The organism is Microbulbifer maximicatervae (SeqCode), from assembly GCF_052468095.1.
In genome coordinates, this window is record NZ_CP174332.1 from 5073918 (window position 1) to 5095027 (window position 21110).

Below are 21110 nucleotides of genomic sequence, written 5' to 3' on the forward strand. Positions count from 1 at the left end.
TTCGGGAACAAAAGGAATGGCCCGATGCACAAGCCCAGATTACAGCTGCTTGCCAGTTTTGATATTGCTTCGCTGCAATATTTGGATGAACAGGGACAGACGACCCAAGCCCTACCGGAATTTGCCACCCCGGATACCCTGATTGCTTACTACCGCCAGATGACGTTGGCTCGTATGGTGGATGATCGCGCGGTAAAAATGCAGCGTACCGGTCAACTTGGCACCTATCCCTCCAGCCTCGGCCAGGAAGCTATTGGTGTTGGTCTCGCAGCCGCCATGGCCAAAGAGGATATCTACTGCCCCAATTACCGGGAGACAGGCGCTCTTCTGGAGCGGGGCGTTACTATCGAGGAGATCTACGCAATCTGGGGGGGCGATGAGCGGGGGCAGAACTTTCGCCATAGCCGCGAAGATTTGCCCTTGAGTGTGCCTATAGCCACCCAGATGTTGCACGGTGCCGGTGTAGCCTTTGCCCTGAAATATAAACATGAGCATTTCGGTGAACCCATGCGCGTCGCTGTTTCGACCGGCGGCGATGGATCTACTTCGCGGGGAGACTTTTACGAGGCGATAAACCTGGCTGGGGATTGGCACCTGCCTTTGGTGATCGTTATCAACAACAATCAATGGGCTATTTCCCTACCGCGAGATGAGCAAACTGCCTGTAAGACCTTGGCACAGAAGGCTGTTGCCGCCGGAATACCTGGCTTGCAGGTAGACGGCAACGATGTGATTGCCGTTCGTGAGGCGGTGGGTGATGCCGTGGAGCGGGCGCGCAGTGGTGCTGGCCCAGCTCTGATCGAAGCGATCAGCTATCGCCTGTGTGACCACACCACCGCCGATGATGCCAGTCGCTACCAGCCCAAAAAAGATGTCAGTGAAGCCTGGTCCCGAGAGCCTCTGCGGCGCCTGCGATCCTACCTGGAAAACTGCGGTGCCTGGGATGATGCGCAGGAAGAAGAGCTGCAACGGGAGCTGACCCAGAAGCTGGAGAGAGCGGTCCATATCTACCGGGAAACCCCCAGAGATGCCGCCACGGCAATATTCGATCACCTCTATGCAAAGTTGCCGGAGCCTTTTCTGGAGCAGTATCAACAGTTGCAGGGAGATAGCTAATGGCTGAGATAACTTTGGTCGAAGCTGTCACCCAGGCTCTGGCTTACGAGATGCAAGCAGACCCGATGGTGGTTCTATTTGGTGAAGATGTTGGTCTGAACGGTGGCGTATTTCGCTCTACCGAGGGGTTGCAGGCCAGGTTTGGCCGGGACCGGGTGATGGATACCCCCTTAGCCGAGACCATGATTGCCGGAATGGCTGTCGGTATGGCGGTGCAGGGCCTGCGACCGGTGGCCGAATTCCAGTTTATGGGTTTTATCTATCCCGGTCTCGATCAGATCCTTAGCCACGCCTCGCGCTATCGCAATCGCACTCGCGGCCGCCTCTCCTGTCCGATTGTCTACCGGGCCCCCTATGGAGGTGGAATCCATGCACCGGAGCATCACTCTGAGAGCACCGAGGCCCTGTTCGCCCATATTCCAGGTCTGCGCCTTGTGGTGCCCTCCTCTCCTGCACGGGCCTACGGTTTACTATTGGCGGCGATTAGAGACCCGGACCCGGTAATTTTCCTGGAGCCTAAACGTATTTACCGAGCAGTTCGTCAGGAAGTGCCCGACTCTGGTGAAGCTCTACCGCTGGATCGCGCCTTTGTGTTGCGGGAGGGCTGCGATATTACGCTTATTGCCTGGGGCGCTTCCCTCAAAGAGACCCTGCAAGCCGCAGAGCAGCTCGCAGAGGAAGGGGTAGAGGCTGAGGTTATCGACCCGGCCACTCTGAAACCCCTGGATATCCACACGGTAATAGACTCCCTGGAGAAAACCGGGTGCTGTGTCGTTGTGCACGAGGCGGCCAGGTTCTGTGGCCTGGGTGCCGAGTTGGTCGCACAGATTAATGAGTATGCCTTCGATCTTTTAAAGGCACCGGTACAGAGGGTGACCGGTTTCGATACGGTGATGCCCTACTATCAACTGGAGGATGAGTATCTACCCGGAGTGCCGCGTATTTTGTCGGCCGTACAGGAAGTGCTGGACTACGCCAACGGAGGGCCACAATGAAGACTTTTACCCTTCCGGATCTCGGTGAAGGTCTGCCCGATGCGATAGTGCGGGAGTGGCATGTCAAAGAGGGAGACACCATAGCCGCCCATGAAACTCTGGTGACAGTGGAAACCGCTAAGGCCTTGGTGGAAGTGCCGGCTCCTTGGGGTGGCACTATTGAGAAGTTATTTGCGGCAGTGGATGAGACTGTGAATGTTGGCGATCCCCTGGTGGGATTTATGGCCGAGGGAGAAGTCGCAGTTGAAAGCCCGCCCACTAAAGCTGAAGAATCGGAACAAGAGATTAGTCCTCGGGCCGACAGCGGCACGGTGGTGGGAAAAATAGAGCAAGGGCAAGGTGTGTTGGGGGCTGAGCGGGGGCCGGAGGTGGGCTTGAAGCGACTGGCCACCCCGAGAGTACGGGCCCTGGCTAGGCGTTTGGGGGTAGATTTACAGTCAATATCACCTGCGGGTGCAATGGTAACGGAAGCTCAGGTACGCACTGCGGCGGGGCCGGGAGCAAAGGCCAAAACTGTGGCGAAGGGGCAGCATCCATCACCTGCCCGCGCTTCTGCCGAACAAACTACAGCCGTTGCACCCCAATTCGACTCTGAGTCTGAAGTCATGACGCCTGCACGTCGCGCAATGGGTTTGTCCATGAGCCGAGCGCGGGATGAGGTAAAGCAGATAACGCTGTGTGACGATGCGGATATTTCCAACTGGTGGGGTAGTGCTCCGGCGCTGCTGCGATTGATTCGTGCAGTACAGGAAGCTTGTGAGGCGGAACCTACCCTCAATGCCCTGTATCAGGATGAGAAGCTGGCGCCGCAGGGCAGTATCAATATTGGCTTGGCAGTGGACTCTCCACGAGGGCTCTATGTGCCGGTACTCAGGGATGTCGCCCAGCGTACTGATGAAGATCTGCTCCAGCAGGTGGCGGACTTTAAACACCAGGCCCGCGAGACGGGGATCGCCCAGCGAGACCTTCAGGGGGCAAGCATACTTCTCTCCAACTTCGGCTCCATAGCCGGTCGTTATGCCACTCCGGTAGTCATGCCGCCCACTGTTGCTATTGTCGGTGCCGGGCGGGTGTGCCAGGGAGTTGTGGTGGTCAATCGATGGCCCGCACTTCGCCCCCTACTCCCTCTCTCCATCAGTGCCGATCACCGGGCCGTTACCGGTGGAGAGTTGGCGCGCTTTCTTCAGGCAATGTTGGAAACTTTGTCTCTCTAGCAGACAGTCTGAGTGAGTCCTATACCGGTATCTAATCTGTTGAGTAGTGGTTATTGATAAAAGTTGTGGGAACTTTAGTTTCGTTTTGCTATCTTTAAGTTTCGAAATGAAACTTATATGCCTATGTCCAAACGCAACACCCAACAGCGCCGCCACGGTATTCTCCACTTGCTAAATGAAGTAGGAGAGACCACTGTCGAGCAATTGGCGCGGCAGTTCGGAACTTCGGAAGTTACGATTCGAAAGGATCTGACGGCAATGGAAAATCACGGCTTGTTGCTGCGCCGCCACGGTGGTGCTATCCCGGTGCCGAGGGAGTTGGTCAATGAAGAAGGGCCCTCTGGGAGTAAGCGGGCCATTGGTCGAGCCGCTGCTGAGCTGATACCGGATCACCACCGGATTGTGATCGATTACGGTCGCACCACGGCGGCAATGATTCCTGAGCTTGAAAGCAAGCGCGGCCTAGTGGTGATGACTAACTCGCTGCATGTGGCCAATGCACTGCGCGAACTTGAAAACGAACCGACGCTGTTGATGACCGGAGGCACCTGGGACCCACACTTTGAGGCCTTCCAGGGGCAGGTTGCAGAACAGGTACTGAGAGGATACGACTTCGATCGCGCTTTTATTGGTGCCGATGGAATCGATTTGCAACGCGGCACCTGTACATTTAATGAACAAATTGGCCTCTCCCGCGTAATGGCGGAAGTTGCGCGGGAAGTGGTTGTACTGGCGGAGTCCAGTAAAGTGGGGAAGCGGATTCCCAATCTGGAATTGTCCTGGGAGCAGGTCGATATCCTGGTAACTGATGATGGCCTGGCGGATGCCGTGGGCCAAAAACTGGAGCAGCTGGGTATCCAGCTCATTTGTGCCGCTGAAGACAGGAGCAGAGGCGCTCAGCCTGAAATGTTAATGGGCGGCGAGACTCCCGGGTTAATGAGGAAATAATTATGTGCGGAATCGTAGGTGCGCTGGCACAGCGCAATGTGACGGGGATTCTTCTGGAAGGGCTGCGCCGTTTGGAGTATCGCGGTTACGACTCAGCCGGAGTCTGCTTAAGCAGTGGAGATGGCCAGCTGCAATTGCGCAAAAGCCTGGGCAAGGTCGCAGATTTGGAAGCCAAATTAAGTGAGGAAAGCGCCGAGGGCCATATTGGCATTGCCCATACCCGTTGGGCTACTCACGGTGTTCCCTCCGATGAAAATGCCCATCCCCATCTGTCAGGCCATATCGCTCTGGTTCACAACGGCATTATCGAAAACCATCAGGAATTGCGTTCAGAGCTTCAGGGAAAAGGTTATGAGTTTGAGTCTGAAACCGATACTGAAGTTGTGGTTCACCTTATTCACTCATTAAGTTCTGAGGGCCGCAGCCTGGTCGACTCTGTGACTGAAGCCACGCATATTCTGGAAGGTGCCTACGCCCTCGCGGTTGTTAGTCATGAAGAGCCAGAAGTTTTGGCCTGTGCCCGCTCTGGTAGTCCCCTGGTCCTGGGGGTGGGTATTGAAGAGAACTTTATTGCCTCTGACCCTATGGCCCTGCGCCAGGTGACTGATCGCTTTATATTCCTCGAAGAGGGCGATGTGGCGGAAGTGCGTCGCGGTGGCATCGCAGTTCGAGACAAGTTGGGAGAGGAAGTCAGTCGCCCGGTGCACAAGCTAACCGGCGGTCATGAAGCTACCGATAAAGGGCGCTACCGCCACTTTATGCAGAAAGAGATTTTCGAGCAGCCCCAGGTGGTCGCAGCCACTCTGGCGGGCCGTATCGGTGAGCGCTCGGTGTTGGCCCAGGCCCTTGGTGCCCGCGCCCAGGAGATTTTGCCCAAGGTGCAGCAGGTACAGATAGTAGCCTGTGGCACCAGTTACCATGCGGGAATGGTAGCCCGCTATTGGCTGGAGGACTGGGCCGGTATTCCCTGCTCGGTGGAGGTGGCCAGTGAACTGCGCTACCGCAAGAAAGTGGTGCGCCCGGGAACCCTGTTTGTGAGTATTTCCCAATCCGGGGAAACGGCCGATACCCTCGCCGCCCTGCGCCAGGGCAAGGACCTGGGCTATCTGGCCTCCATGACCATCTGCAATGTGCCCAATAGCTCATTGGTGCGAGAATCTGAGCTATCGCTAATGACTGAGGCGGGCCCTGAGATTGGTGTGGCCTCGACCAAGGCCTTTACGACCCAATTGGTAGCATTACAACTGTTCTGTATCGCCCTCGCCAAGGTCAACGGCCTGTCGGCGGAGCGTGAAGCTGAGCTGGTCAGCGCCTTGCACCAGTTACCTGAGCTAATGGAGAGTTTTACCGGTCTGGATAAGGTGGTTAAAAACACCAGCAAGGCCTTTGCAGAGAAGAACCACGCGCTTTTCTTGGGGCGTGGTGTCGAATTCCCCATTGCTCTGGAAGGTGCTCTAAAACTGAAGGAAATTTCCTATATCCACGCAGAGGCCTATCCTGCCGGTGAATTGAAGCACGGCCCCCTGGCACTGGTGGACGGCGATATGCCCGTGGTTGTCGTTGCCCCCAATGATGAGCTGCTGGAAAAACTCAAATCCAATTTGCAGGAAGTGCGTGCGCGGGGTGGGCAACTGTTTGTTTTCGCCAGCCCCAAGGCCGGATTTACCAGTGAAGAAGGTGTTACCGTGGTGGAAGTTCCAGATTCCCCAGAGAGTCTGGCGCCGATTCTCTACACCGTGCCGCTGCAGCTATTGAGTTACCATGTGGCGTTGCTGAAAGGTACTGATGTGGATCAACCCAGAAACCTGGCTAAATCAGTCACGGTTGAATAACCGTTTACCTGCCGCAAAAGGTTTATGCACAAGCGAGTAAAGCTGTGTGAATTTACTACCTCTGATAGCGTCACCCTGCGCTATCTAGAGGCCGGCAGCGGCCCCATATTATTGATGCTACACGGCTGGTCCCAGGGGGCGGTGTTGTATAAACATCAGCTTGCTGGGCTCAGCGATCAGTTTCGTGTGATCGCGCTGGATATGCGTGGTCATGGTCAGTCTGACAAGCCCAATCATGGCTATCGAATTTCCCGCCTCGCCAAGGACTTGCAAGAGCTGATCTCAAGTCTGCAACAGGAACCCCTTCATTTACTCGGCCACTCCGCCGGCTGCTCGGTGATATGGAGCTACCTGGAAATGTTTGGTGGGGATAGGGTCAGTGCACTAGTGCTAATCGATGAACCCCCCTGTCTACTGGCAGATCCCGCCTGGAGTGAAGCGGAGCGATTGGCAGCTGGAGGCATACTGACCCCGGAGAGCCTCTTCCAGTTTGTGGATAACTTGGTTGGAAAAAAAGGTGCTGAGGCCACCCGCCAAATTCTTATGTCTATGGTCACGCCTTTAATGGGGAAAACCCAACGGGATGAGCTGGTTGCGGTTAACCTGCAGTGTCCCCGTCGCTGGGCTGCAAAGCTTTTTGTGGATAACGTAACAAAGGACTGGCGGGATTTTATCCCCAGGATTGATAAGCCGACGCTAGTGGCTTTCGGTCGTGCCAGTCCACACCCAGTAGAGTGCCAGCAGTGGATTCACCAGCAAGTTGCGGGCTCCAGGCTTGAGATCTTTGATGTGGCGGAAGGAGGAAGCCATTTCCTGTTTCTGGAAGCAGCTCAAAGATTTAATGCCTTGGTGAGTAAATTTCTTCTCAAGTTTTCCACAGATAGCCATTTCCCCGTGCCCTAGTTCAGCTTTGTGGATAACTGTGGATAGAGTTATCCATAGTTACTGGAATTTAAAAAAATAATTGAAACAGCTTCTGCAAGAAGGCAGTTTTTCCTGTGGATATTCCTTTTTAAGATACCTTCACACTAGTTACCCCATTTGGAAAAGGATAAAACTGATGATGAAGGCCGTCGGTTATCAACAGTCTCTGCCAAGCAGTGATAAAGAAGCGCTACAGGATATAACCCTCCCCATACCGCAAGTCTCCGGCCAGGATCTGCTTGTAGAAGTACAGGCCGTTTCAGTTAACCCGGTAGATACTAAGGTGAGGCAGCGGGCCAGCCCGGATACCGGTCAGTGGAAGGTACTTGGCTGGGATGCTGTGGGCATAGTGAAAGCGGTAGGCCCGGAAGCGGGACTCTTTAAGGTTGGCGATCGGGTTTGGTATGCGGGCGATATCTCCCGTTCGGGCAGCAATGCCCAGTACCATCTGGTGGATGAGAGAATCGTTGGTACTGCCCCCAAGACGGTTGGCTGTGCCGAGGCAGCGGCGCTGCCTCTCACTGCGATTACCGCTTGGGAAATGCTATTCGACCGCCTGCAAGTTGCGGTGGGTAAAGGGGCAAACAACAAGTCACTGCTGATCATTGGTGCCGCTGGTGGCGTAGGTTCGATTATGGTCCAGTTGGCTCGTCGTCTGACCAATTTGACTGTGATAGGTACTGCCTCCCGCCCCGAAACCAAAAGCTGGCTTGAAGAGCTTGGAAGCCACCATGTGATCAATCATCGGCAGTCTCTTAGCGAACAGTTAAGTCGCGAGGGTATCGATGGCGTCGACTATGTTGTTAGCCTCACTAATACCGAAGAGCACTTGACGGAAATTATCAAAAGTATCAGACCTCAAGGCAAGTTTGGTTTGATTGACGACCCCGCCTCCTTGGATGTTATGGCACTGAAGCAGAAGAGTCTGTCCCTGCACTGGGAGTTTATGTTTACTCGCGCGCTGTTTTCTACCGAGGATATGGTTGCCCAGCATGTTCTGTTGAATGAACTTGCGGAATTAATTGACCAGGGATTAATTAAAACCACTATGGGGCAGAATTTTGGGAAAATAAATGCAAATAACCTTTTAAAAGCACATCAGCTTATCGAATCCCAGGCTGCAAAAGGAAAGATAGTCCTGGAAGGTTTTTGATAGAGTAAACTCTCTCCTACTCAGAGTCATATCTATGACATCTGGGTGGGAATTTACTTTGAGTAAACAGTCCTAATTATTCAGTAAAAGAAACTAAGTGCAAGATACTAATTTTTCATTATTTGGCAGTAAATTTTTGCTTATATTTCTACCGCGCGAAAATAAACTGATAGAAAAGACATCAAAGTCACTTTTATATTTTTCCGCATTAAGCAGTCACCATTTTATTAAGTTATTAATCCTCGCATAGAAAATAAAAGTCATGCTATAACCATGCCTCGGCATTTTCCAAAGATGAGAGGGCCGCTAGGTGGCTACAACAGAAAAAAATAAAACAAAAACCGGTATTGATGCTGCTGTTATGAATGGCGACATCAATATGTTGCTTGGCGAGCCAACCCAGCCGCCAGAACAAGTTCGTGAAGAGCGTAAGAGGAAGCTGACGGCGGCTTTTCGGCTGTTTGGAAAATTTGGTTTTGATGAAGGCGTAGCCGGTCATATCACTGTCCGTGACCCGGAATATGACGATCATTTTTGGGTCAACCCCATGGGGGTTTCCTTTAAACAGATGACGATGTCACAACTGTTGCTGGTCAATCATCAAGGAGAGGTGGTTGAGGGGGATGGTTACCTTAATGGCGCAGCCTTTACTATTCATTCTCACATCCATAAAACCCGCCCGGATGTGGTAGCCGCTGCGCACGCTCATTCCCTTTATGGGAAAAGTTGGTCTACTCTCGGGCGCCTTCTGGATCCCATTACCCAGGATGCTTGTGCCTTTTATCAGGACCACGGTTTGTTGGACACTTTTTCCGGCGTGGTATTGGAAATGGGAGAAGGTGCGGCCCTTGCTAAAGCCTTGGGTAACCACAAAGCACTGATATTGCAGAATCACGGCTTACTGACGGTGGGTAAATCCGTTGATGAAGCTGCCTGGTGGTATATCACTATGGAAAAAAGCTGCCAAGCTCAGTTACTGGCGGAAGCAGCTGGGCAGCCTATTTTGATCGATCCAGAGGTGGCAATACGAACCCGGGCGGTTGTGGGAACTGAACTGGCGGGATTATTTAGCTTTCAGCCTCTTTACAATGTAATTGCAAAAGAACAGCCGGATATGTTTGAGTAAAGAAACTCCAAAAACTCTGCCAAATTTGCAGAGTAATTTTTTAGAGCGCTGCAAAGCGCCGGCACTTTTTCTCAGAATTTATTCCCTGTTTTCTATTCTCGCATAAACTTCCTGATATTGAGTGAGCAGCAATAGTTGCTCGATAGAGATCTATTTCAATAAGGCGTCACAGGGAACTGTAGCGAGTAATGCACTATCTGGTTATTGCGCTGGTGCTGTTGTTAGTTGTGGCCATTACCCTGGTTATTGCGCGCCTGTTGCCTTTACCTATTCCACTGCCTCTATTGCAAATTGCTGCGGGAGCAATACTGGGTAGCTTTTTGGGAATAGAAATACCCCTCGAGCCAGAAATTTTTTTCCTGCTGTTTGTTCCGCCCTTATTGTTTATTGCCGGTTGGCGAATACCGAAAGGCGCCCTGTTTCGTGATATCGGTGCCATTGTTACCTTGGCTATTGGCTTGGTGCTTTTTACCGTTGTGGGTATGGGATATTTTATTTCCTGGTTGGTGCCTGTCATGCCACTGGCGGTGGCTTTTGCAGTAGCGGCAATTTTGGCACCGACCGATCCCGTGGCGGTATCGGTGGTCCACGGTGGAACTTCTATGCCACCACGGCTGGAGCATATCCTCGCCGGAGAGTCCCTGTTTAATGATGCCTCGGGATTGGATATTTTCCGTTTTGCAGTGATTGCTGCCCTCACCGGGACCTTTTCATTTCCCCACGCACTGGCTGGTTTTTTCTGGGTCGCTATCGGCGGTGTGGTTATTGGTGCTGGAGCTGCATTTGCCTGTGGATATATTTTGCGTCTGCTGGTCAGAATTGGCGGTGAGGACACTACTGTACAAGTTCTAGTGAGCTTATTAGTGCCCTTTGCGGCATATATCGCCGCCCATACTTTACAGGTATCGGGTATTTTGGCGGCTGCCAGTGCTGGAATTGCGACTCACTATACCACCTTACACGGCGCGGAAATGTCGACTACACGGATGGACCGCCGTGCAGTATGGAAAACAGTACAAGCAGTTCTTGACGGTATTATTTTTGTTTTGTTGGGAGAGCAATTGGTTCGAATTACCGGAGCGGATTTCTCCGGCGCGCGCCACACAGGTGACTTAACAATTATTTTTTATGTCCTGGCAATATTTGTTGTACTACTTCTCCTGAGATTTGTGTGGGTATGGGTCTCCCTATATCTCTCACGTTTTGGGCAGAAAGTAGAATCTTTTGGTACCCATTTTTTATTGGTTAGCGTGTTGACCATCGCCGGGGTAAGAGGGGCGATTACATTGGCGGGAGCCTTTTCCCTTCCCCTCGCTATGACAGATGGAAAGCCGTTGCCCGGCCGTGATTTAGCCCTGATTATTGCAATGGGCGTTATCTTGCTTTCCTTATTGCTGGCAAGTTTTTTATTGCCTGTTCTACTGCGCCGTTTACCCGAAGCCCCCAATTTTGCCGCTATTGGTGATGAAAAAGGTGCGCGAATATCTGCTGCCACAGCGGCAGTGAATCAGCTGATGAATATGCGTCATGATATTGATCGAGGCGAAAAAGATCGCGATCTTGCTTTTGAGGCGGTGGATCACCTTTTGGCGATTTATCGGCGGCGCATAACCCTAGGAGAAGATGAAAGCGAGGATATTATCTGGATGCGTTCTAGGGTTGAGCGTCATTACCACCTTGCCGCACTTTCTGCTGAGCGCGAACAGCTGTTGGAATTGCGTGTCTCCAGGAAGATTGATGATGAACTCCACCGCAAATTGGTTTTGGAGGTCGATCTGGTAGAGGCGAGCTTAATTAACAAAGAATAAATTTTCTCTTGTAATAGACACGCTTAAATTGGTGAAAACTTGATATGGAGTTTGTAGAGCTGTGTTCAGTTAATGGGGTTTCCCGTTTTCAGAAAAGAAAAATAGACAGTCCCCAGCGCGAGCCCCTGGGTAATTACTCAATCCCCTATCCCGCCAAGCAGGTGCAGTTCCGGGAGTTTAGCGAGGGGCAGCGTTTTGATTGGCACTGTGCCCCGAAGGCGCAGTTTATTCTTTATCTTGAAGGCAGGGTGAAGCTCACGACCAGCTCCGGTGAACAATATATCTTTGCTCCCGGAGATATCTTATTAGCCAATGATTTACACGGAAAGGGGCATATCAGCGAGAGTCTGAGTCCTGGCAGGGCTGCCATTGTCGTGCTTAATGACAACCCCTAGGGCCAATAAGCGGCTTACTGTTTTTCCATCTCGGGCCTGGCTTCTTCCCAGTAGTGATCCAGATGCAGGTCCTTGTCGCGGCGGTCTTGTTGTAACGCCTGTAAAAGCTGCTCGCGATAGATTCGGCTTTGTGCAATATGCTGGGACTCATCGCGCCAGTAGGGGAAAAGTGCCTCCAGCATACGCTGGTCGTGCTGCTTGAACTTCAAGGCGGCGCGGCGCGCCTGTATGGGACTGAGCCCCAATAGTTCCAGCGCCTTTTCGCCGATGGTCAGGGCCGAGTCCACGGTCTCGCGGAAGATATAGCGGACCCCGGCTTCCATCAAAGCATATTGGTGCATACGGTTGCGGGCCCGGGCGAGGATGGTCACATTGGGGAAGTGTTTTTGCAGCTGGGCCACAATTTCCAAACAGGCGGCCTGGTCGCTCAAGGTCAGGATAACCAGCTTTGCATTTTGGGCTCCGGCGGCGCGCAGTAGATCCTCTCGCGAGGCATCTCCGTAGTAAGCCTTGATGCCATAGCGGCGCACCAGGTCCAGTTGTTCTGCATTGCGTTCGAGTAAAGTGGTATTGAAACCGCAGGCATTTAGAAGTCGCCCGGCGATTTGCCCGAAGCGCCCGTAACCAATAATGATTACCGGTGAGCCGGAATCCACAGGCGGTGATGTATCTATGTTGGCGGGAACCTCTGGGCCGGTGACAAACCGCGGCTGGATAAACTGTTCGTAGATCAGCAGCAGCACTGGTGTCAGGGCCATGGTCAGAGCAATTTGAGCTACTAACAGGTTGCCGATGTCCGCACTCAGGACCTGAAGCTGGGTAGAGAACGCTACCAATACAAAACCGAATTCACCGGCTTGCGCCAATGACAGAGCGAACAACCAATCCTCGCCCTTTGACATTCGCAAGGTGCGCGCCAGGGCAAACAGCACGGTAAATTTAACCAGCACCAACGCCAATGCTAATCCGATAAGCACCAGCGGGTTGTCCGCGATCAGGGAGAAATTCAGGCTGGCACCCACGGCGATAAAGAAGAGACCCAACAGCAGGCCCTTAAAAGGCTGTATATCCGCTTCCAGCTCATGGCGGAACTCGCTCTCGGCCAGCAGTACCCCGGCGAGGAAAGTACCCAGTGCCGGCGATAGGTCCAGCCAGGTCATTACCGCAGCTGCGGCAAATACGATAAGTAGCGCGCTCACGGTAAACAGTTCGCGCACTTGGCTGCCTGCCATTAGACGCAGTAAGGGACCGAGCAGGTAACGTCCGGCGAAAATAAAAGCCAGCATGGTGCCGATAACTGCCGATGCGTAATACCAACCACTCAAGCCACTTTCATGGGGGCTGGCAGCGGTACCTGCCAGCAGTGGCAATAGCGCGAGGATGGGAATAACAGCGATATCCTGGAACAAAAGTACTGCAAATGCAGCGCGCCCGCCCTGGCTTTTCAGCAGGCCCTTTTCACTGAGGGATTGCAATACGATCGCAGTTGAGGACAGTGCCAGGATCAGCCCGATAGCCACCGAAGAGCGCCAATCCATCTCGGAAAAGGCGAGAACCAATCCAGCGATGGCCGCAGCGGAAAACAGTAGTTGGGCACTACCGGTGCCGAGGATAGCACCGCGCATTTTCCACAACTTCTTCGGCTGCAGTTCCAAGCCGATTAGGAACAGCATGAGTGCAACACCAAACTCGGCAACGTGCATCTCATCGCTGGCATCGCCGACCAGGCCTAGGGCACTTGGGCCAATGGCCACACCGGCGAGTAAGTAACCGAGGACTGAGCCCAGGCCCAGGCGTGTGGCAATGGGTACCGCAATCACTGCGGCAGCCATGAAAATTACTGCCTCAATAAGGAAGCCGGAGTGTTCCATTTAATCGTTATCGCTATTTGGCTGTCGGTTGCTGGGGCTCGTCGCGTTCGGGCTCAGAAAACTCCCGGCTGCGACGAATCAATGGCGCTATGGTAGAGCCCTGTACGACGATAGAAAAGAGCACCACGCCATAGGTCATGACCACCCACAGGTAGCGAAGGTCCTGTCCCTGGACGAAGGCACTGCCGGCGGGAATAGACATCGCCAGCGCCAATGCCAGACCACCTTTCAGCCCTCCCCAGATCAAAATCCGGTTGGTATAGGGGTGGTACTTGCGGCGACTTTTTAAATACAGGAAGGGTATGCCGACAGCGAAAACCCGGGCGGTAAGAACAATGACAATGCCCACTGCCATCAGCAGGTAGTCGGAAGGGCGCAGGTCGATTGTAATCAGGAACAGGCCCACCAGCAGGAAGAGCAAACCGTTGAGGAAGTCCTCGGTGATGCTCCAGAAATTATCCAGCTCGTGTTGGCTCACCCGGGAAAAGCCGCGCTCTCGGGTAAAGTTGCCAATAATAATGCCACTCACCACCATTGCCAGGGCGCCGGAGACCCCGAGTACATTGGCCAGGGAAAAACCGGCAGTGGGAATAACCATGGTCAGCATCAATTCCAGGCTGTGATCATTGGTACAACAAATAGCCCAGTGGAAAACGCCACCAATGATCAGTCCCAGCAATATGCCCCCCAGTGCCTCGATGGCGAATAGCTCAGCCACTGCCGGTACCGTAGGTTGGCCGCCTTCGAAAGCGAGTGCGTAAATCACCGCGAAGATCACGATACCGAAGCCATCGTTGAACAGGGACTCACCTTCCACCTGAATGGAAACCTGCTCCGGGGCCTTCAGGTTTTTCATAATTGCCAGTACGGCGATAGGGTCGGTGGGAGAGATCAATGCACCAAATAACAGGCAGTAAACAAAAGCCACCGGCATATTGATCAGCATCAGGAACCAGTAAAGAAGGGCCCCGACCACAAAGGTGGAAATGAGGGTACCGACAATGGCGAGAAGACCGATCTCCAGTTTCTGGTTGCGCAGTTCCAACAGATCGATATGCAAACTGCCGGCAAAAAGCAGAAACCCGAGCATTCCCTTGAGCAGAATATCCTCAAGGTTGAGCAGCGGCAGAAGCTGATCTGCCCAGGTGCGCAACTCCACCACCCCCAACTTGCCCAGGGCGGTGACCAATAGTGATAGGGCCAGGGCACCGGCGGTAATAGCGATCGTGGTTTGGGCGCGCAATACGTATTGGTTCAAGAAGCCCAGAAAAACTGATACGGCGGCAAGAAAACAAAAGGTGTAATAAACTTCCATGCCGTGTGTGGACTCCAGCGCTGAAATATTCTCGGATGGTTTAATGCCATTTTGGGGAGCGCCCCGGCGGCAATTTATATGATGGTGAGTGTGCCGTTATTGTAGTCGTGCAGAGGCTGCTCGATTTCCCTTGGAGTGGATCTAGGGCAACAGGATTACACCGGGGCGGGCCGCGCAGGCACAAGCGGCCAACTCCCTTTTATATGGGCGCGCAATTGTAGCGGCTCTAGGGCGCCACACAACTGCATTTTTCAGTTTTGCGCTCAAACGGATCGACTTCCCCTACCCACTAAAATTCATTAATGCCTTAGCTTTTTAAACATTACATCATTACTTTCTAACTGCCAATTAGTAGATTCCTACTGACTATTGAAAATAAAAAGGATGATTATCACGCCAATCTAGTGGTTTTTATCCCTCCTGAGTAAAGGCAGCTACCGACTATCTCATGAATTTTCACGACAGTGTCTACACTGGTTGATAGTCCATACCCATAAATGCGCAATTGAGGAAGTAGTAGTGAAGCATTCGATGTTGTGCGACACCTCAAAGCTGATCGGTCGGGTACTGATGTCGCTGATCTTTCTATTTGCCGGCTGGAATAAAATTGGCGGCTACGAAATGACAGAGGCCTTTATGGTTTCCATGGGGATACCCGGCTTCATTTTGCCCCTGGTCATCGTTATTGAGTTGGTGGGAGGACTCGCGGTGTTACTGGGGATATTCACCCGGATTTCTGCTTTTGTCCTTTTCCTGTTCTGTCTCGCTTCGGCCTTCCTGGTACACCTGTCCCCTGGTGATGCAACAGAAATGACCAGCTTTATGAAAAATATCACGATTGCCGGTGGTTTCCTGATTCTGACCTGTGCCGGTGCCGGTCGCTTTAGCCTGGACCATTGGATACGCGGTAAGTAGATTTCAGCAACAGTTGTAGAGAGGAATTCAAGCCAGTTTCAGTCGAGCTTCAGTGGGGAGAAATTAGCCGGGCCTATACTGCCTGGATATAGGTAATGACTCTACAGGATTACCATGAAGCTTTTTTATGCACCGGGTGTTTGCTCTCTATCGCCTCATATTGTCGCTTGTGAAGCAGGGATCAATCTGGGCCTGCAAAAGGTCAATCTAAAAACCCACGAGCTGGAAAACGGCGACGACTTTACAAGGATTAGTCCTAAAGGGTACGTGCCGGCACTGCAACTGGAAGGCGGAGAAGTACTGACAGAAGGTCCGGCAATCGTCCAGTTTTTGGCGGAGCAAAAGCCCGACGCGCAACTGGCGCCACCAGTGGGCACCCTGGCCCATTACCGGCTTCTCGAATGGCTCAACTTCCTCAGTGCTGAAGTCCACAAGCTATTCAAACCACTGTTCTGGCATGGTACAGAAGAAGAGCAGGAGGACTCCCGGGTTAGGCTTATCCGCTGGTTTGACTATATCGAAGGGCAGCTTGATAAGGACTACTTAATGGGAGACGGTTTCACGGTTGCCGATGCCTACCTGTATGTTCTCTCTCGCTGGCTGAAACATCAGCAGTTTGATATGCCCCGGTGGCCCCGGCTTCAAGCATTCCAAAAGAGAATGGAAGAAAGGCCCGCAGTGCAGCGGGCGCTTCAGGAGGAAAGTTTAGAGCCGGTGTAAAGAGCTGCCGTTAACGCGGGGTAAAGCGCCGGGTCGCAGGGATATCGGACTCGATCGGTTGGCGAACCTTCGCGACAAATAGTGCAGAGAGTAGTGCCACAAAAGCACAGCCCGCCATAGATCCTGCAATAGGTGTCAGGGTTCCGGTGTGCAGGCTGCTCGCCAGTCCACCCAGTATCCCCCCGGTAATAAACAGAGCGGCGCCGTATAGCGCGTTGGCACTACCGCTGATTTTGGGGAAGAACTCCAAATAACAGGCGGCGGCATTGGGGCCGGTAATACCGATACAGCTCATCACCAGTACCAGGGGAATCATCCACAGGGTCAGTTCTTTGACACCTGTCATAGTTCCCAGCAGCAGCAGGCCGCAACCCAATAGCTGCAACACAATACCCGCCAGCAGGATATTGCGCGGCTCAAAAAAGTTCAGTAAGCGGATATTCACCTGAACCATGCAAATTAGCCCGAGCACGCAGATACCAAAAAACAGTGGGAACTGATTCGCGCTAACACCGAAGTAATCCATAAACACAAAGGGCGCGGTGGTGATGTAGATAAACATCGAACCGCTGACACAGGCCTGTGCAATCAGGAACCCAATAGCGCGGGGATTGCGCAAAACCTGGCCGTAGCTGCCCACGAGAGACTTCAGCGGCATCATCTGGCGGCGTGCGCGGGTAAAGCGGGAGACAGTCTCCGGTAGCAGCAGCTGTACTAGTACGAGCATTGCAAGAGCGTACAGTAACAAAAAGACGAAAATACTCTGCCAGCCGCCTACGGCTAGCAGTGCGGAGCCGATCACCGGGGCGATCAGCGGTGCAATCAGCATGATGGTGCTAATCAGGGAAATAATTTTTGCCGCCTCACGGCCACTGTGTAGGTCGCGCACTATGGCAGCACATATTACTGTGGCAAAGCCGCCGCCAACTGCCTGGCAGAAGCGCAGGATAATCAGTTGGTCTACATGGTCGGTAAACAGGACTAACAGGGAGCTGGCTATATAGATACTGAGGCCGATAGTTCCTACAAGGCGCCGTCCCCAGCGATCTGATAATGGTCCGCCAAATAGTTGTCCGAGGGCAAAGCCCAGCAGAAAACTGGACACTGAGTACTGCATCCGCTCGACTTCTGTATCCAGGGCCGCCGCCATCGCCGGAATGGCCGGCAGGTAGCTGTCGATGGAAAAAGGTGTCAGAGAAACGAGTGCGGCCAGCCACACCACTAGCCAGCGCGGGGCTTTCTCGTCCGGGTTAGAAGCGATGGATGTCATTATGTTGCTCAGGTACAGCCTGGAAGGATCTTCCCGGCAAAGCCCAATTGGCGGGAAATGGCTTTGGTAGAAACGGGCGGGCACATTGTCCCTTGCCCGCTTTGGATATCAGGGAGTTTAGTGCTTGTCTTCCCGCAATGTGTACAGTCCCTGTTTCAGTTTCAACAGGTGCTCCTGTAGCTGAGGACCTTTGCGCTGGGCTACGCCGATAGCGAGGACATCGATTACCACCAGATGGGCGATGCGCGAGGACAGCGGCGTATAGATCTCAATATCCTCTTCTACATCCACTTCCAGTGGGATGCTGGCTTGCTGTGCCACCGGCGAGCCGCTGGGTGCCAAACCAACCACCAGAGCGCCCTGCTCTTTTGCCATGCTCATGGAGCGAAGTAACGCCTTGGTGCGACCGCTCTGGGAGATAGCTACTACTACATCCCCCGCTTGCATGGACATGGCCGACATATTCTGGATGTGGTGGTCCGAGTGAGCAGCGGTGGCCAACTGTAGGCGGAAGAACTTGTGCTGGGCATCGGCGGCGACGGCACCGGAGGCGCCAAAACCGAAGAATTCCACCCGCTTGGAAGCGGCCATCGCAGTGACAGCGGCCTCTAGGGCACGGTCGTCAATTCTATCGCGGACTTTCAGCAGGGTATCCACCGTGGAGTCGAAAACCTTGCGCTTGTATTCGGCAATGGTATCCGTTTCCGTAACCGCAATCTGGCCGAAGCTGGGGCTGGAAGCCAGCTGCTGCGCCAGGTTCAGCTTGAACTCCTGGAATCCGGAGCAGCCCACGGCGCGGCAAAAGCGCACCACGGTCGGTTCACTCACCTGGGCTTCAGTAGCCAGGTCGACGATGCGCATATGAATGATTTCATCGGGGTTGGCGAGAATATACTCCGCCACCTTGCGCTCTGATTTGCGCATGGATGACAGTTGTTCACTGATTCGTTGCGTTACTTCCGCCGGTTTCACAGGACTTCCTTCTCTATGCCAGATGGCGCAGTTTAGCCGCTGTGCCCTCCGCTGGCGAGCGACATTACATTGTCAGGCAGGGCAAAATCCTGTTTATTTACACAGGTCTTGTGCATCAGCTCTGGTACAATCTTCGCCCATGGACGTATCTCAGATTTTAGACCCCCTCAACGACGCCCAGCGCGAAGCAGTAGCTGCCGCGCCCGGCAATCAATTGGTTCTGGCCGGTGCCGGCTCGGGCAAGACCCGAGTGCTGGTACACCGCATCGCCTGGCTGATGCAGGTGGAGGGCGCCTCGCCCTACTCCATTATGGCGGTAACCTTTACCAACAAGGCGGCCCGCGAGATGCGCGCCCGTATCGAAGAGCTGCTGGGGGTGAATACCTTTGGCATGTGGGTGGGCACCTTCCACGGCCTGGCTCACCGCCTGCTCAAGGCTCACTGGCAAGAAGCCAAGTTGCCGCAGAACTTCCAGATCCTGGATTCCGACGACCAGCTACGCCTGATCAAGCGGGTACAGGCAGATCTGGGGCTGGATGATAAAAAGTGGTCACCGCGTGAAACCCAGTGGTGGATTGGCGCGCAGAAAGATGAAGGTCTGCGTCCGCAATATATCAATGCCGGCGCTGATCCCTGGTTGCAGACCATGGTGCGAATCTATTTCGCCTATGAAGAGGCCTGTCAGCGCGGTGGATTGGTGGATTTCGGCGAGCTGCTGCTGCGCGCCCACGAGCTCTGGCTCAATAACGACGCTATTCTGGCCCACTACCGCCGGCGCTTCCCCCATATCCTGGTGGATGAGTTCCAGGATACCAACACGATTCAATATGCCTGGTTGCGCTTACTCGCCGGTGAGCAGTGCCATATCACCGCCGTGGGTGACGATGACCAGTCTATCTACGGTTGGCGCGGTGCCAAGATCGAGAATATCCAGCACTTTTCCACAGACTTACGAGAAGTGCAGACGGTGCGACTGGAGCAAAACTACAGATCCACCTCCACCATTCTGAACGCGGCTAATGCGGTGATCGCCAATAACAGTGGTCGCTTGGGCAAAGAGTTGTGGACCAAGGGTGAAGAGGGTGAGCCCATCGCCGTCTACGCGGCCTACAACGAACAGGATGAATCGCGCTTTATTGTCGAGCGCATCAATGACTGGGTGCGCGACGGTAATCGCCGCGACAGCATCGCCATCCTCTACCGTTCCAATGCCCAATCCCGGGTACTTGAAGAGGGGCTTTTGCGCGAGCAGGTTCCCTACCGTATCTATGGCGGCCAGCGCTTCTACGAGCGCCTGGAAATCAAGAATGCCCTGTCTTATTTACGCCTGATTACCAACCGCGATGATGATACTGCGTTTGAACGGGTAGTGAATACGCCCACCCGTGGCATCGGTGCGCGCACTGTAGAGATGGTGCGTTCTTATGCCCGGGAGCAGGGCTGCTCCCTGTGGCAGGCGGCCAAGCTGATGTTGCAGCAACGGGTATTGGCTGCTCGCGCCGGCAATGCCCTGCAGAGCTTCCTGGACCTGATTAACCAGCTGGCAGCGAATGCAGAAGATAAAGAGTTGGATGCTATTGCTGAGGATGTGATCGAAAACAGCGGTTTGCTGGAGTTTCACGGCAAAGAGAAAGGCGAGAAAGGCCAAACACGGGTGGAGAACTTGCAGGAACTGGTCACTGCCTGTCGCGGCTTTACCGGTGCAGGCCTGCCCGAGGGAGAGGAAGATGAGGAGGAAATCCCGCTTCTTAACCAGTTCCTCGACAGCGCTGCCCTCGATGCCGGTGAAGGTCAGGCGGATGAGTTTGAGGATGCCGTCCAGCTGATGACCCTGCACTCCGCCAAAGGCTTGGAGTTTCCCCTGGTATTTATGGCGGGTGTGGAGGAAAACCTGTTCCCCCACAAGATGTCGGCGCAGGAGCCCGGCCGCATGGAGGAGGAGAGACGCCTCTGCTACGTGGGTATCACCCGCGCCATGCGCAAGCTATACATTACCTACGCGGAAAACCGGCGTCTGTTTGGCAGCGAAACCTATAACAGCCCTTCCCGCTTTATCGGCGAAATTCCACCTAGTTTGGTGCAAGAAGTGCGCCTGAAGACCGAAATTTCCCGTCCTCTCTATCAGGCGGACTACGGCAAGGTAGGCCAGTTTTCTGACCCGGCGCCAGACTTCGATGATTTGCCCCCGCTGGTCCTGGGCGGGCGAGTGGACCATGCCAAGTTTGGTGAAGGAACTGTCATTGAGTTTGAGGGAACGGGTCCTCGAATGCGGGTGCTGGTTAATTTTGACGATGTTGGCGACAAGAGGCTGATACTTTCAATGGCCAAGTTGCAGCCGCTTTAAGTGATGGCTTGAGCTGGCACTAAGCATTAAATACTGAGTGCCAGAGCATGTCGGTACTGAGAAGCATGCAGAATTGAAAGTTAGATAGTGGTGAATGGATTCCAGCGATAGCGGGAATCCATCCAAAATACCAGGGTCAGATCACAGAGGACTTCCCCTGAAGACCTAAGTTGGCGACCAAAGCGTCTGCCG

Annotated in this window: 17 protein-coding genes; 13 read left to right on the forward strand and 4 right to left on the reverse strand. The window is 53.6% G+C overall.

Going from position 1 to position 21110, the window contains the following annotated elements:
• The first annotated feature begins 24 nt into the window (after positions 1 to 24).
• The 10 genes from pdhA to ACJJIL_RS22580 all read left to right on the forward strand — a co-directional run bounded on the left by pdhA (position 25) and on the right by ACJJIL_RS22580 (position 11511).
• The gene (gene pdhA / locus ACJJIL_RS22535) at positions 25 to 1116 is read left to right on the forward strand and encodes a pyruvate dehydrogenase (acetyl-transferring) E1 component subunit alpha (RefSeq protein WP_444918630.1); all 1092 of its coding nucleotides are present in this window, start codon (positions 25 to 27) and stop codon (positions 1114 to 1116) included.
• On the forward strand, positions 1116 to 2111 hold the full coding sequence (locus ACJJIL_RS22540) for an alpha-ketoacid dehydrogenase subunit beta (protein ID WP_444918629.1): 996 nt from the start codon (positions 1116 to 1118) through the stop codon (positions 2109 to 2111). The genes pdhA and ACJJIL_RS22540 overlap by 1 nt, the downstream gene beginning before the upstream one ends.
• Positions 2108 to 3325 carry a dihydrolipoamide acetyltransferase family protein gene (locus ACJJIL_RS22545; RefSeq protein WP_445360818.1) on the forward strand — a complete coding sequence of 406 codons (1218 nt, stop codon included), beginning with the start codon at positions 2108 to 2110 and terminating at the stop codon, positions 3323 to 3325. The genes ACJJIL_RS22540 and ACJJIL_RS22545 overlap by 4 nt, the downstream gene beginning before the upstream one ends.
• Before the next feature lie 123 nt (positions 3326 to 3448).
• A complete protein-coding gene (locus tag ACJJIL_RS22550; RefSeq protein WP_444906820.1) occupies positions 3449 to 4273 on the forward strand; it encodes a DeoR/GlpR family DNA-binding transcription regulator in 825 nt (274 codons plus the stop codon).
• Positions 4274 to 4275: 2 nt separating this feature from the next.
• Positions 4276 to 6105 carry a glutamine--fructose-6-phosphate transaminase (isomerizing) gene (gene glmS, locus ACJJIL_RS22555; RefSeq protein WP_444915136.1) on the forward strand — a complete coding sequence of 610 codons (1830 nt, stop codon included), beginning with the start codon at positions 4276 to 4278 and terminating at the stop codon, positions 6103 to 6105.
• Positions 6106 to 6129: 24 nt separating this feature from the next.
• The gene (locus ACJJIL_RS22560) at positions 6130 to 7008 is read left to right on the forward strand and encodes an alpha/beta fold hydrolase (protein WP_444911820.1); all 879 of its coding nucleotides are present in this window, start codon (positions 6130 to 6132) and stop codon (positions 7006 to 7008) included.
• 157 nt (positions 7009 to 7165) lie between these two features.
• Positions 7166 to 8182 (forward strand): zinc-binding alcohol dehydrogenase family protein, encoded by a 1017-nt coding sequence (locus ACJJIL_RS22565; RefSeq protein WP_444918626.1) that lies wholly within the window; start codon positions 7166 to 7168, stop codon positions 8180 to 8182.
• A gap of 310 nt (positions 8183 to 8492) precedes the next feature.
• Entirely contained in the window at positions 8493 to 9308 is an 816-nt protein-coding gene (locus ACJJIL_RS22570) for a class II aldolase/adducin family protein (protein ID WP_413663852.1), read from the forward strand.
• A 188-nt stretch (positions 9309 to 9496) separates the two neighbouring features.
• Complete coding sequence (locus tag ACJJIL_RS22575; protein WP_413663851.1) at positions 9497 to 11116, forward strand: Na+/H+ antiporter; 1620 nt, start codon at positions 9497 to 9499, stop codon at positions 11114 to 11116.
• 44 nt (positions 11117 to 11160) lie between these two features.
• Positions 11161 to 11511 carry an AraC family ligand binding domain-containing protein gene (locus tag ACJJIL_RS22580; RefSeq protein ID WP_444918624.1) on the forward strand — a complete coding sequence of 117 codons (351 nt, stop codon included), beginning with the start codon at positions 11161 to 11163 and terminating at the stop codon, positions 11509 to 11511.
• Between the two features lie 14 nt (positions 11512 to 11525).
• Here ACJJIL_RS22580 and ACJJIL_RS22585 read toward each other — a convergent pair whose 3' ends face one another.
• Together ACJJIL_RS22585 and ACJJIL_RS22590 are read right to left on the reverse strand one after the other, a co-directional pair.
• Positions 11526 to 13382 (reverse strand): monovalent cation:proton antiporter-2 (CPA2) family protein, encoded by a 1857-nt coding sequence (locus tag ACJJIL_RS22585; protein WP_444918623.1) that lies wholly within the window; start codon positions 13380 to 13382, stop codon positions 11526 to 11528.
• A gap of 13 nt (positions 13383 to 13395) precedes the next feature.
• Entirely contained in the window at positions 13396 to 14697 is a 1302-nt protein-coding gene (locus tag ACJJIL_RS22590) for a cation:proton antiporter (protein ID WP_282930598.1), read from the reverse strand.
• 519 nt (positions 14698 to 15216) lie between these two features.
• On the opposite strand from ACJJIL_RS22590, the gene ACJJIL_RS22595 reads away from it, so the two are divergent.
• Both ACJJIL_RS22595 and gstA read left to right on the forward strand, forming a co-directional pair.
• Positions 15217 to 15612 (forward strand): DoxX family protein, encoded by a 396-nt coding sequence (locus ACJJIL_RS22595; protein ID WP_445360819.1) that lies wholly within the window; start codon positions 15217 to 15219, stop codon positions 15610 to 15612.
• Between the two features lie 114 nt (positions 15613 to 15726).
• The gene (gene gstA / locus ACJJIL_RS22600; RefSeq protein ID WP_413663847.1) at positions 15727 to 16332 is read left to right on the forward strand and encodes a glutathione transferase GstA; all 606 of its coding nucleotides are present in this window, start codon (positions 15727 to 15729) and stop codon (positions 16330 to 16332) included.
• A 10-nt stretch (positions 16333 to 16342) separates the two neighbouring features.
• Here gstA and ACJJIL_RS22605 read toward each other — a convergent pair whose 3' ends face one another.
• Together ACJJIL_RS22605 and hexR are read right to left on the reverse strand one after the other, a co-directional pair.
• Positions 16343 to 17602, reverse strand: coding sequence for a multidrug effflux MFS transporter (locus ACJJIL_RS22605; RefSeq protein ID WP_282930601.1), 1260 nt, complete (start codon positions 17600 to 17602; stop codon positions 16343 to 16345).
• 117 nt (positions 17603 to 17719) lie between these two features.
• Positions 17720 to 18574, reverse strand: coding sequence for a transcriptional regulator HexR (gene hexR, locus ACJJIL_RS22610; RefSeq protein ID WP_282930602.1), 855 nt, complete (start codon positions 18572 to 18574; stop codon positions 17720 to 17722).
• A gap of 139 nt (positions 18575 to 18713) precedes the next feature.
• Here hexR and uvrD point away from each other — a divergent pair, with 139 nt between their 5' ends.
• Complete coding sequence (gene uvrD, locus ACJJIL_RS22615) at positions 18714 to 20918, forward strand: DNA helicase II (RefSeq protein WP_445360820.1); 2205 nt, start codon at positions 18714 to 18716, stop codon at positions 20916 to 20918.
• The last annotated feature ends 192 nt before the right edge of the window (positions 20919 to 21110 follow it).

Bases quoted from the DNA above. Each gene is read 5' to 3' on its own strand.
- ACJJIL_RS22565 (WP_444918626.1), top strand. From the start codon at position 7,166: ATGATGAAGGCCGTCGGTTATCAACAGTCTCTGCCAAGCAGTGATAAA.
- uvrD (WP_445360820.1), top strand. From the start codon at position 18,714: ATGGACGTATCTCAGATTTTAGACCCCCTCAACGACGCCCAGCGCGAA.
- ACJJIL_RS22575 (WP_413663851.1), top strand. From the start codon at position 9,497: ATGCACTATCTGGTTATTGCGCTGGTGCTGTTGTTAGTTGTGGCCATT.
- glmS (WP_444915136.1), top strand. From the start codon at position 4,276: ATGTGCGGAATCGTAGGTGCGCTGGCACAGCGCAATGTGACGGGGATT.
- ACJJIL_RS22545 (WP_445360818.1), top strand. From the start codon at position 2,108: ATGAAGACTTTTACCCTTCCGGATCTCGGTGAAGGTCTGCCCGATGCG.
- ACJJIL_RS22605 (WP_282930601.1), bottom strand. From the start codon at position 17,602: ATGACATCCATCGCTTCTAACCCGGACGAGAAAGCCCCGCGCTGGCTA.
- ACJJIL_RS22585 (WP_444918623.1), bottom strand. From the start codon at position 13,382: ATGGAACACTCCGGCTTCCTTATTGAGGCAGTAATTTTCATGGCTGCC.
- ACJJIL_RS22580 (WP_444918624.1), top strand. From the start codon at position 11,161: ATGGAGTTTGTAGAGCTGTGTTCAGTTAATGGGGTTTCCCGTTTTCAG.
- ACJJIL_RS22540 (WP_444918629.1), top strand. From the start codon at position 1,116: ATGGCTGAGATAACTTTGGTCGAAGCTGTCACCCAGGCTCTGGCTTAC.
- gstA (WP_413663847.1), top strand. From the start codon at position 15,727: ATGAAGCTTTTTTATGCACCGGGTGTTTGCTCTCTATCGCCTCATATT.
- ACJJIL_RS22590 (WP_282930598.1), bottom strand. From the start codon at position 14,697: ATGGAAGTTTATTACACCTTTTGTTTTCTTGCCGCCGTATCAGTTTTT.
- ACJJIL_RS22550 (WP_444906820.1), top strand. From the start codon at position 3,449: ATGTCCAAACGCAACACCCAACAGCGCCGCCACGGTATTCTCCACTTG.
- pdhA (WP_444918630.1), top strand. From the start codon at position 25: ATGCACAAGCCCAGATTACAGCTGCTTGCCAGTTTTGATATTGCTTCG.
- ACJJIL_RS22560 (WP_444911820.1), top strand. From the start codon at position 6,130: ATGCACAAGCGAGTAAAGCTGTGTGAATTTACTACCTCTGATAGCGTC.